Here is a 12,328-nt window from a genome sequence, read left to right as displayed (position 1 = left end):
TTTGCCTTCAAGCAACCTTTCATCGTTCCCGATTAACCATATAATTCAATAAATGCTTCAGAAAAGCGATATTGCGGGGCACCTCTTTCAACGCTTCCATTGCAAGGCAGTAGTGCTCCCACATCTCTTTTCTGGCGCCTTCCTGACCAAGGATGGACACAAATGTCGAACTGTTATTTTGGGTATCCTGGCGGGCGGGCTTGCCGAGCACGAGCAGATCACCTTCCAAGTCAAGCAAATCATCTTTAATCTGAAAGGCAATGCCTGCATGATAGGCGAATTTCTTCAAAGCCGCGATTTCCGGCTCGTTCACCTGAGCGAGAATCGCGGGCATAACCAGAGAAGCTTCAAATGCAACACCGGTTTTATAAAAGCACATCCTGTTCAATTGCTCCAGTGTCAGCGCTTTTCCTTTGGAATGCAAATCCATCGCCTGCCCCATACACATATCTTCCGCCTTCCCGGCCGAATATTGCATCAAGGATAGCACGGTTTTCGCATCGAACTTATCAAGCGACGCTTGTTCATTGATCGCCTTCTGGATGAGAAACAGACCAGTTAATTCCGCCGTGGCGCTATTATGGACCTGATGCAGGGTTGGACGCCCTCTGCGGGTAGATGCATTATCCTGGGACGGCAGATCATCGAAGATCAAGGATGCGGTATGCATATATTCCAATGATCTCAGAAGAGGCGCGATGGCCGATGCATTCAGTCCATATTCATTTACGCCCATGACCCAGGTCAATATCGGCCGTATCCGCTTCCCGTCCCCTTCGAGACTGTAATTTGCGGCATCAATAAGCGGTTCTTTCATCGGAGAAATCCCGTTATTTTTCGGAATCTGCAACAAGTTGTTTATCTGACCGCGGACCGTTTTGATCGTATCCTGAAAGTCTTCCTTTTCCCTCTGATCGTTTTTCAAAAGGGTATTCATCTGGTCCCGCAGCAGCTTATCGAAGAAATCAACATCCTCCGCTTTTCGAACCATCTGCCCGATGAGACGATTAAATTCCGGATTTCCGGAAGCAAATATTTCCATGATTTCGTTATACTTTTCAGTGCCCAAGCGTTCTTTACAACGTTTGAGACCGTTGATTGCACGATCCAATATCACCTCACGGGTCTTGATGTCGGACTGATACACGTTATGGATCAAATGGGAAATGACCGTCCAGTATAATTCATAGGGATTGATAAGATCCGAACGTTGTTTATGGTATTTTAAATAATAGGTATAAGGCGTTACCGCACCATCTCTCCTATCATCGAACATATCCGCAAAATCATCAGCCAACTGGTTGTAAATGCCGTAAAAGAACGTTCGATCATCAAAACCTTCATCTTTGGGAGCGCTAATGACGGAACGGACAATCAACCTGGAAGAAGAGGATTTTAAAATGATGGGTATATAAAGCTCTTCGTTCGTGTAATTGGCATTGGATAGATTCTTGGCGCGATCCATATCCTGGGAATAAAAAAATACATAAGACTGCTCAAAAAATGTTTTCTGTGTTTCCGGCCGCTGAAGGCCCTTAATATATTCAAAAGCATCCCGGAGCTCGGAATGGACGTATTGAATGAAATCCATGTTATGTCCGGCCCACCCGCTAATTTCCGGAACAAATCCAGTGAGAAGCGCGGTGCGTATCATACGGGAATATTGTTCTTTCTCCCCTGCGGTTAAGACCTGGGAATCGAGAAGATCGTCAATGAAAGGATAGGTCAAACCATAGGAATACCCTAGCCTGATGGCTTCATCAAGTCTCCGCGCACGTTCCGCAGGCGATGTTTCATCGTCCATCTCTTCTATCACATGCAAAACAACCCCGACAATGATCTTGATCAGTTTTCGCTGGGACTGCTCGGCATTCATTTCTTTCGGAATATGGAAGGACACGTCCTTAAGTTTGTCCATCACCCAAATCGCAGCCGTTTCTATTCCTTCCTTCTGAGCCCACCGATAAAACCCGGCCAAACTCATATACTCCGGCTGGTCTCCCCGGTTTGCTCTAGTGGAATGAACCAAGTGACTTTTGATGTCGGCAACCATATGCTGGATCCGGGTCTGTGTCTCGGAAGAATCAAGGGCCTTGCCCAGATCCCTCATATAAATGTAGGAGACGCTTCGATCCAGGTAACCATCCAATTTCCCCATATAATCCAGCCACCCGATATATCTATGATAATCCCGAGTATCAGGTTTTCTTTTTCCCCGCGAAAAAAAGGATAGCCATGTATGATGACGCACATGGTTCCGTTTCCACAATTGGATATCTTTTGTCAGGGCAGGCACATAAGTCTTCTCCATAACCTGCATATAAAGGGATGCAAAATACTGAGCCGCCTTCTGCTCAGCCAGCCGATACGATGTATCGGCGTAATCCGTAAATTCCACATTCATATGATTCATTACCTCTACTTCTATTTTTGTAAAATCGGATTCATGTTCATGGGTTAATACGGGAAACAGGCTTTTTGGTTACCAAATCGTTGTGAGGGTAAATGTAGTCCGGGGGGAATATTTCAAAGCATTGCCGGGGATTCGAGGCTGGGCGACCTTTGATCATCAGAAAAAGGCCGTGTTCAGCAGCATAACTGCATGGAACACGGCCTTCACCGGCTAACGTTTATTTTTTCGTGGCTCTGTCATAACCGTCCTGTTTAATTTTAAGCCATTCTTCCAAGCCGAGGCGGTTCAGTTCTTTCTGGTAATCTCCCCACTGCTCGTTCACTTTGCCGTTCTGGTACCATTCTGTACGCATTCTAAGCACGTAGGCGAACAAGTCTGCTTCAATCGTCGTAAGGCGGTCAAGCTCTTCAATCGAATTGAATACGCTTGGCATTACGTTATCCGCCTTCATGTGTGGAGCCATGATATTCTTGATAATATCCATTCTGCCTTTGGCGTCATCCGGCACGGTCGTGTATTTACCATAGTAGGAATTAAGAACAGCCAGTGGCCCGCCGACACTTGTTTTCTCACGAAGTTCAACGGGCGCTGCGCCTTCGAGCGGCAGATGCTTCAGCATGCCTTTGGCTTCATCAAATTCGAAGATGTTCTGCTGCTTGTCGTCCCCGTATGTTCCCCAGTTGTCCTGCACGGACTGAACCGGTTCATACAGCTGATCCACCCATTTCGCAGTCGCATCCAGGCTTTTATTTGCGCTCGTAACAACCATTTTACCGCGGCCAAGGCCAATGCCGTTTGTACGGGCTACGTTAATTTCACCATCGGGACCTGCGAGCGGCGGCAATACTTGATAAGACTCGTTTGCTCCGGAGATGTTGGCCTTATCCCAGGAGAAGTAAAGACCGTATTTTTGATCCTTTCCTTTGGCAAGGTAAGTACTCCAGTCCTGCGTATAAGCTTCAATATCAATGAGCCCTTCTTTATAAAGATCGTTGATATAGGAAACAGCGTTTTTATAGCCTTCATCCGCCGGCGCAAAGATCACTTTACCATCATTGCTTACGACCGCATGGTCGGGATTCTCTCCCAGTCCGAAAGCGGCAAAGAGGTAGGTCAGATCTTCTGCTCCCGGCTTGTTAATAAAGGACAAAGGAATTTCATCCGCCTTACCGTTGCCATTCGGATCTTTTGTCTTGAACGCGATCAGCACTTTCTTCAGTTCTTCCGTTGTTTTCGGCATTTCGAGCCCAAGCTTCTTGAGCCATTCCACATTGATCCAAGGCATGCTGTCTACAGCCTGAATTCTTTCTTTTCCGCTGCCCAGCTCTTCAATCCAAGGGAATCCATAAATCTTTCCGTCCGGCGCCGTAATCATGCTCTTGTATTCAGGGGCTTCTTCCAGCACTTTTTTAAAGTTGGGCATATCCTTCTCGATCAGATCATTAAGCGGAACGATGACACCGTCTTTAGCGAGTTTGAGCAGCTCGTAGTCGCTGTAGTCCGCATTGAAAATCGCATCGGGAAGATCGCCGCTTGCGACCGCGAGGTTTCTTTTTTCCACAAACACGTCTTTGGTGAAGTTTTTCCAATTAATATGAACATTCGTTTTTTCTTCGAGACGTTTATTGATCAGCTTCTCATTGGGATCGGCCGGTGCCAGCGGGGAGCTTTGCGTAATAATATTCAGGGTTACTTTACCGTTTGGATCCTGTTCTTTACTAGACGCATTCCCTCCCCCTCCACCACTGCAAGCAGTAAGGAACATTAGAGAAGCAAGTATAGAGGCGGAAGCTGTTTTAGCCAAGACTTTTGACTTTTTTAATCTTTTCATAAGATATGACCTCCAAAGTAGTATGAATAAAATAATTTCAACTATGTGCAGTCCGTTTCCTATTTAAGGGAACCGACCATGACACCCTTTTCAAAGTACTTTTGAAAGAACGGATACATAATAAGAAGAGGCAAACTGGAAATAACAATCGCAGCATACTTGATGATTTCGGACAATCGTTTCATTTCCGCCATGGCGAGCTGATCACTGATCATGCTTGGATCAACCTGATTCTGAATCAGGATAGAACGCAGAACGAGCTGCAGCGGATGAAGGTTCGGATTATCCAAATAGATCATGGCATCAAAGTAGGAATTCCACTGGCCAACAAAGGCATAAAGAGCAAGCACGAAGATAATCGGTTTGGAGAGCGGCAATACTATGCTGAGGAATATCCTCATCTCCGACGCCCCATCCACATTGGCCGCTTCCCTCAGTTCATTAGGCACTCCTTTGAAGAAGGTTCTGGACAAAATAATGTTCCATACGTTGACCGCTCCAGGTATGATCACAGCCCAAGGCGTATTAAGAAGGCCCAGATTCTTGACCAGCAGGTAAGTTGGAACAAGCCCTCCTCCAAAAAACATCGTAATGATGAACAATGTCATAAAAAATCCTTTACCTTTTAGTCTGTCATCCGACAGGGCATATCCCGCACAAATTGAGACCAGGACGGTAAGTATAGCAAATGAAGAAGCGTAAAATACAGCGTTTCCAAAACCTCGAATCATGGCCGGATTGGAAAGAATCTTTTGATATCCTTCAAATGACCAGTCCGAAATTTTGAACGATAATCCTTGGCTGAGCAGTACAGACGGGTCCATTAAGGATGCAATGACCACATAAATGAGCGGAAGCACCACCAACAGTACGGCCAGTATCAAAAAGGTGGTATTCAGTATGAGAACAAAGCGGTCCAACCTGGAATGTTTGATAAACATGACTTGTGACTCCTTTCTTAAGTAACATCCTTTCTTAATAAAGACCTTCGCCCTCGTTCAGTCTTTTCACAATGAAATTAACCGTGATGAGCAAAATGACGTTGATAAGAGAGTTAAACAACCCTACTGCGGCTGAGTATGCGTAGTCGCCGGACTGCAAACCAATTTTGTAAACGTAAGTCGGAATAATCTCAGCTGCCGGCAGATTCGTTGTCGTTTGCAATAGATAGGCCTTTTCAAATCCAATCGACATGATGCCGCCCGCAGCAAGGATAAAGACAATGGCCATAATCGGACGAATGGTTGGAAGATCAATATGACGTATCCTTTGAAGAAGATTGGCACCATCCAGATTTGCTGCATTATGTAACTCGGGATCAACATTGGCAAGAGCCGCCACATAGATAATCGAGGCCCATCCTGCACCCGTCCAAATATCCGAAAGAATATATATCCAGCGGAAGTATTCAGGACGAGACATGAACATAATCGGTTCATTGGTAATCAAGCTGAACAGCTGGTTGATTGGTCCTGTCGGGGACAAGAAAATAAACAGCATACCACACACAACAACGACGGAAATGAAGTTAGGAGCATACAGCAATAATTGGATGTTCTTTTTAACTCCGGCCCTGCGCACCTGATTTAACATCAAGGCAAGCAGGATAGGAACGGGAAAGCCCAAAATCAAACCAAAAAGACTCAATTTAAGCGTATTCATAAATATAACTGTAAAATTGGGGGAAGACAGGAACTTCTCGAAGTTATAAAACCCCACCCAGTCACTTCCCATAATTCCTTTGATCGGACTGAAATCTTTAAAGGCAATAATCGCACCATACATAGGACCGTATTTAAAAATAAGGGTCAGGATCACAGCAGGCGCGAGCAATAAATAAAGAAAGTAATGCTTCTTCACATTTTCAAATACGGAGCTCTTTTGTCTTATCACCGTTTTTTTGTAATCCATTTGCACTGAGTTTTGCAAAGCCACCGACCTCCTTTTTGTAAAGTTTATATTTGATGCAGTAAGAGCGATTAAAGGGCTTTCACATCCACTTATTTCTTTCTGCATTTACAATTTACCAAATACATCACCAAACGTCAATACATTTTGTAAATAAAAAATTGTTCAATTGACAACAAAAATGCATAATTGCTTCAAACAAAATATAAATTCAGCATGTATTACTGTCCACCGGTGTGTGGACAAGAGTGGGGATCGGACCAACCAAAATTCTTGCCAAAATGGCTAATAACTTTGCCAAAAAGAGGGAAGGCGGGATTTTTAAGCTAGATTTCGATAACTTAGATCAAGAGCTATGGCCTCTCCCCATTCATGAAATGTTTATGGTAGCGGGACGTATGACCAGAAATTTTTACCGCATGGGTATTAGCACGATTGGTGATATTGCCCGGATGGATTTAGGAGAATTTAAGCGACGGATGCGCACAACCATGGGCAAGCAGAGCGATATTCAAGCAGAATATTACTGGCAGACAGCGCGCGGGATCGACCCCAGCCCCGTTGTGACCGGAATACGGCATCAGATTAAATCAGTTGGTCACGGGAAGGCCTTACGTTGGAATCTTTATACCCGGCTAACCGAGATTGAGGTAGTTCTGCTGGAGCTGGTAATTGAGGTGTGTCAGCGGGCGCGGCGGTACCGTTATATGGGCTCTGTTGTATCTATTGTGGTGTCAGAAACCGACGGCAATAAATCTAACTCGTATAGCCGGCAAATGACGCTACCTGAACCATCTGCTTTGACGCATGAGGTGGCTGCCGCGGCCTATCGTCTTTTTGTGGACAATTGGACTGGAATGCCTGTAAGCCGACTAGCCATTTCCATTTCTCAATTAACGGATGACAGTGTCATGCAATTACGTTATTCGACGACCGGATCCGAACGTATAACAGAGAACTTGCTATTGATCAAATCAAAACTCGCTTTGGCAGCCGGGCACTCATCCGCGCTTCCTCATTGTTGGAATCCGGAGTTGCTCTAGAACGGGCTGAACAGATCGGAGGACACTACAAATGAGCAAATTAAGCGGCAATGAAAGATGGAAAACCAAAATGATATTGACCGAACACGCGGAGGAATACGAGCGGCAAGATCATAACGAGAGGAATCGTGGGAATATGCTTACAAATGAGGAACGCACGATGGTCCGTGATCTAATATTGCTGCCTTACATAGATACGATGGTTAGTAAGAGCATGAAAGAAATTGAGCAATCGGGCAATATACTCACACCAATGTATTTAATGTTCGGGCAATTTGTTCAAAACCGAATCTCGAAAGATACCTTTCAGCTGCAGAGGGAACTGAAACGCACAATATCCGGTTTATAGAGGATGAGCAAGATGATTTTATTTCTTATTATAAAATCTTCTTTAGAGGCTATCAGGAGCAGTTTGGTCTAACCCGTGATGTGATGCGTACAGAAATCAGTTTAAGGCTGACCCGGTATATTTCAGAGCTCGGAGCACATCTTAAGGAACTTCTAAAAGTTAAACTCCACTAGATTTTTCTGGCGGGGTTTAACTTTTGTATGTTATCCTGTAGGCCTTCGGGGAGCAAGCAGTCTTTACATTATTTCTTTGAACACCTGGTTTTCCCGCACTGGTTTTGGCATTTGATGATCTAATGGAGCAGATCATTTTTTCGAGTCTTCGTTGCCTGGCCGTTTCGTCGTCCGAATTACACCCTGCTTAACCGACGCGAGCTGTTGCCGCAGTTCGTTATTTTCAGCATAATCAATTAATCCTGTAGGGATTGATACAGGCTCTCCTGTTTGCCGCTATACTTCGTCTCCCACATCGCTTCGATTTCTTCCAGCGATTTGCCCTTCGTCTCCGGAATGAAACCCAGAGTGAAGAGGAAGGTGAACAGGGAGGTCGCACCGAAAATCCAGAACGTTACAGCCGGTCCCGCGGAAGCGAGCAGCGGCAGAAAGGACTGGGATACCGCGAAGTCGGCTCCCCACAGCGCCATTGTTGCGACTGCCGTGGCCAAGCCGCGAATCCGGCTTGGGAAGATTTCGGACAGAATCACCCATACAACCGCTCCAAGCGAAATAGCGAAGGCGGCGACGTAAACGAGAATACAGATCAGGACGATAGGACCGCTTGTTTGCCCCGTAAGGAAGGCGAAGCCGATGATCGCAAGACTGATTGTCATGAAGAATGAACCGATGAGCAGCAGCAGCTTGCGTCCAAGCTTATCGACAAGCCACAGGGACAATGCGGTGAAGATCAGAAAGACCAGACCGACCATAATGGTCTGGGTAAGAGAACCGCTCGTTCCAGCTCCGGTCTGGCGGAAGATTTCCGGCGCATAATACATAACCGCGTTGATTCCCGTTACCTGCTGGAGCATAGCAATGACAATACCAACGATAAGAACGGTGCGCAGAGCCGGAGTGAATCTCCGTCCGGAGGCGGCTTTTGCCGCTTCCTCGTCCTGTTTGAAGGTCTGCTTGATGTCGAGCACTTCTTTCTTCGCCAGCTCTTCCCCGTGAATTTTCAGCAGAATAGGCAGGGCTTCGGCGGCTCTTCCTTTCTTGATCAGCCATCTTGGGCTTTCCGGAACAAGAAACAGCAGAACCAGGAACAGCAGTCCCGGCACGATGCCGGTTCCGAACATGATGCGCCAGCCGGTGGAAATGTCCCAAGCGTCGTTGCCGATACTGGATACGCCGAAAGCCAGGAACGAACCGATGAAAATGCCCGTTACTATTGCCATCTGGTTCATGGCGACCAGCCGTCCGCGATATTTGGCAGGCGCGATTTCCGCATTATAGAGCGGGCAGAGCGTTGAAGTGATCCCGATGCCAACGCCCTCGATCATGCGGGCAACGATGAAGATCAACAGGCTCGGCGAAATCGCGGAAACAAAAATTCCGGCGGTACACAATACTGCGGCCGCTATTAGCACTTTTTTCCGGCCGAACCATTCACCCAGCGTGCCCGAAACCGCCGCACCGGCCATACAGCCGATAATCAGACAGGATACCGTCCAGCCGAGCATGAAGTCGCCCAGCTCAAACCAGGAACGCAAGAAGCCGTTTGCTCCCGACATGACTGCCGTATCAAATCCGAACAAAAAACCGCCAAGGGCCGCTACCATGGATACAAGCAGAACAAATTTGATTTCACTTGATGCTTGACTCATAATACTATTTCTCCTTTTCATTTTTTATTCTTTCCATATATACATTTCCGCTTTATAAGCGTTTTCACCTATCCTGAAAACCATGGTCACTCTTACTAATAAGAGGACCATGATAGGGTTACTTTATTAATTGTTCCCATTTCCATTCTACAACCTCTGGAATATCCAGACCGTTTTCACGGATAAAGTGTTGATGAAATTCAACTGTCTTATCCATTTTCGTAATGAAATCTTTCGCAACTTCTCCAAATACTTGTTCCGCCACATCTTTAGCAAGGTGGAAGCGATCCATTTCGCTTAGGACACGCATGTCAAATGGTGTTGTAATATCCCCATTTTCACGATAACCATGTACAAACAAGTTATGATTATTACGTTTGAAGAAGATATCGCGTATCAATCCTTCGTAACCGTGGAAGGCAAATACCACAGGTTTGTCAGTTGTGAAGATTGCATCGAATTCTTCGTCTGTGAGACCGCGTGGGTCAACTGATGGATGACGTAGTTTCAAAAGATCAACGACATTTACAAAGCGAATCTTAAGTGATGGGAACTCTTTGTTAAGAATCGTAATTGCTGCCAATGCTTCTAAGTTTGGTTCTGTACCAGCCGCAGCAATGACTACGTCAGTTTTTTCACCATCATCTGTTGAAGCCCAGTCGATAACTTTCAAACCTTTTTCCACTAATTCAACTGCCTCTTCTGCAGAATAGAACTGAGGACGCGGGTGTTTGGAAGAAACGATTAAGTTAATGACATCTCTTTCTTGGAGGGCTTTCTCCATGACAGCCATCACAGTATTTGCATCAGCGGGTAGATATTCACGAATAAACTCCGGTTTTTTCTCAGCAAGGTGAGTCAACATTCCAGGATCTTGGTGAGTATAACCGTTGTGGTCCTGTTGGAATACCGTAGATGTTGCAATCAAGTTTAATGCTGGATAATCGTTGCGCCAAGTTTGTTCTTTCGCTTTGCGTAACCATTTGAAGTGTTGTGTAATCATTGAATCAACTACACGGAAGAACGCTTCATAACTTGCGAAGAATCCATGGCGGCCAGTCAGAACATACCCTTCTAAGAATCCTTCCGCTTGGTGTTCAGATAATTGACTATCGATTACTCGACCCGTTGGAGAAAGCCATTCATCTCGCGGGAAGTCAGCCTTTTCCAACCATTGACGGTTCGTTACTTCAAATACTTTATTTAAACGATTTGATTTGGTTTCATCAGGACCGAAAATACGGAAATTATCTGGGTTGTTTTTAATAATGTCACGGACATATCCACCAAAGACAATCATATCTTGAGCAGTCACAGCCCCTGGAGTCGTTGTCTCGATTGCATGCTCTTTCCAATCAGGTAAATCCAGTGGTTTTGGATTAAGCCCGCCATTCGTAATTGGATTCATTGCCATGCGTTTATTCCCTTTTGGCGCAATCTCTTTAATTACGTCTACCAATTTTCCATCTGCTGTAAACAGTTCTTCAGGTTTGTATGATCTCAACCAATCAACTAATGCCTCAATATGTTCCATGTGATGAGCATCTACTGGAATTGGCACTTGGTGAGCACGGAAGCTGCCTTCAATTGGTTCACCATCCCATTCTTTTGGCCCTGTCCACCCTTTTGGTGTGCGGACGATTAAGACTGGCCAAGTTGGCATAGCAGCTTCTTCAGCAGAACCAGCACGAGCTTTTTCTTGAATCGCTTTAATCTTTTCAATTGCTTCGTCTAATTTTTCGGCCATGATTGGGTGAACTTTTTCAGGATCTTCGCCTTCAACGAAAAGAGGTTCCCAACCCAGACCTTCGAAGTACTTCGTTAAGTCTTCGTTTGATTTTCGACTAAGAATTGTTGGATTCGAAATTTTCGCACCATTGAGGTACAGGATTGGCAATACTGCACCATCTTTTACTGGGTTGATGAATGAGTTTGAAAACCAACCTGCTGCAAGTGGACCAGTTTCTGCTTCACCATCACCAATAACCGTTGCGGCGATTACATTTGGACTATCTAAGATAGCACCTGTTGCATGAGAAAGTGAGTAACCTAGTTCTCCACCTTCATGAATAGAACCCGGTGTTTCTGGTGCTGCGTGACTTGCGACACCGCCAGGGAATGAAAATTGTTTGTATAATTTCTTAAGTCCTGCAATATCTTCAGTGATATCTGGATAAATTTCTGTATAGCTACCATCCAGATAAGAATTTGAAACCATTACTTGGCCACCATGCCCAGGTCCTTCAATGTAGAACATGTTTAAATCGTATTTGTTTATCACACGATTTAGATGGGCATAGATAAAGTTTTGCCCGGAAATTGTTCCCCAGTGACCAATAGGGTGTACTTTTACATCACCTGCTTCAATTGGTCGCTGAAGTAACGGGTTATCCTTTAAATACAGCTGTCCAACAGAGATGAAATCCGCTGCACGCCACCAAGCATCAACTTTTTGTAAATAATCTTTTGAATTGTAAGCTGTCATTTTATCTCTTCCTTTTTTTTAAAATTTTTCTCGAAGGAAGCAAAGCCTCCTCTTATGGTAGAGGCATTACTTAATAGCTGTTGTTAAATTCAATGAAACAACCGTATGGTGACCGCCACCATTCTCAATCCAAGCTTTAACCCCATCTTGAAAGTTTGGCTTAACGTTCCAAAGTACACGAGCTACTGGAAGTTTTGGAGCTGGAACAGTCGGCTTAAATGCAGAAACTTCATTGATCAAAAGTTTATAATGGGTTCCCATGTCAACCATTGAAACAACCACGACGTCTCCTGACTTGCCATCAAATACCAAACGTGTTGGATCTTCACGATTGCCAATACCTAATGGAGTATAATGCTACATAGAAACTAGACAGCAAAAAAGGAGATCCTTAGTTGTGCCAACACCGAGAAGAACGTTTACACCGGAAGAAAAAGCACGGATCGTGCTGGAGATTTTGAAAGAAGAAAGATCCAT

General features: G+C 45.1%; 7 protein-coding genes and 2 pseudogenes. 2 read left to right on the top strand and 7 right to left on the bottom strand.

Annotation, left to right across the window (positions count from 1 at the left end):
- Window positions 1-19: 19 nt before the first annotated feature.
- The 4 genes from EH198_RS07285 to EH198_RS07270 all read right to left on the bottom strand — a co-directional run bounded on the left by EH198_RS07285 (window position 20) and on the right by EH198_RS07270 (window position 6,155).
- Window positions 20-2,413: a polyprenyl synthetase family protein gene (locus EH198_RS07285; RefSeq protein ID WP_124694895.1), complete on the bottom strand. Its 2,394-nt coding sequence runs from the start codon at window positions 2,411-2,413 to the stop codon at window positions 20-22.
- A gap of 217 nt (window positions 2,414-2,630) precedes the next feature.
- The gene (locus EH198_RS07280) at window positions 2,631-4,244 is read right to left on the bottom strand and encodes an ABC transporter substrate-binding protein (protein ID WP_124694894.1); all 1,614 of its coding nucleotides are present in this window, start codon (window positions 4,242-4,244) and stop codon (window positions 2,631-2,633) included.
- A gap of 59 nt (window positions 4,245-4,303) precedes the next feature.
- Window positions 4,304-5,185 (bottom strand): carbohydrate ABC transporter permease, encoded by an 882-nt coding sequence (locus EH198_RS07275; RefSeq protein WP_124694893.1) that lies wholly within the window; start codon window positions 5,183-5,185, stop codon window positions 4,304-4,306.
- A 34-nt stretch (window positions 5,186-5,219) separates the two neighbouring features.
- Complete coding sequence (locus EH198_RS07270) at window positions 5,220-6,155, bottom strand: ABC transporter permease (RefSeq protein WP_124695210.1); 936 nt, start codon at window positions 6,153-6,155, stop codon at window positions 5,220-5,222.
- Between the two features lie 278 nt (window positions 6,156-6,433).
- On the opposite strand from EH198_RS07270, the gene EH198_RS07265 reads away from it, so the two are divergent.
- Entirely contained in the window at window positions 6,434-7,195 is a 762-nt protein-coding gene (locus EH198_RS07265) for a DinB/UmuC family translesion DNA polymerase (protein WP_246014137.1), read from the top strand.
- 31 nt (window positions 7,196-7,226) lie between these two features.
- Window positions 7,227-7,717 (top strand): annotated as a pseudogene (locus EH198_RS25535) (YhjD family protein).
- 236 nt (window positions 7,718-7,953) lie between these two features.
- On the opposite strand, the gene EH198_RS07255 reads toward EH198_RS25535, so the two are convergent.
- From EH198_RS07255 to EH198_RS07245, 3 genes and pseudogenes are all read right to left on the bottom strand, one after another.
- A complete protein-coding gene (locus EH198_RS07255) occupies window positions 7,954-9,366 on the bottom strand; it encodes a sugar porter family MFS transporter (RefSeq protein WP_246014136.1) in 1,413 nt (470 codons plus the stop codon).
- A 118-nt stretch (window positions 9,367-9,484) separates the two neighbouring features.
- Window positions 9,485-11,851: a phosphoketolase family protein gene (locus EH198_RS07250; RefSeq protein WP_124694890.1), complete on the bottom strand. Its 2,367-nt coding sequence runs from the start codon at window positions 11,849-11,851 to the stop codon at window positions 9,485-9,487.
- Between the two features lie 66 nt (window positions 11,852-11,917).
- Window positions 11,918-12,202: pseudogene (locus EH198_RS07245) on the bottom strand (L-arabinose isomerase); the annotation flags it as partial.
- Between the last annotated feature and the right edge of the window lie 126 nt (window positions 12,203-12,328).

Source organism: Paenibacillus rhizophilus (genome assembly GCF_003854965.1).
GTDB lineage: Bacteria > Bacillota > Bacilli > Paenibacillales > Paenibacillaceae > Paenibacillus_AQ > Paenibacillus_AQ rhizophilus.
The sequence above is the reverse complement of the archived record's forward strand: the minus strand, read 5'-3'. Positions and strand labels throughout refer to the sequence as shown.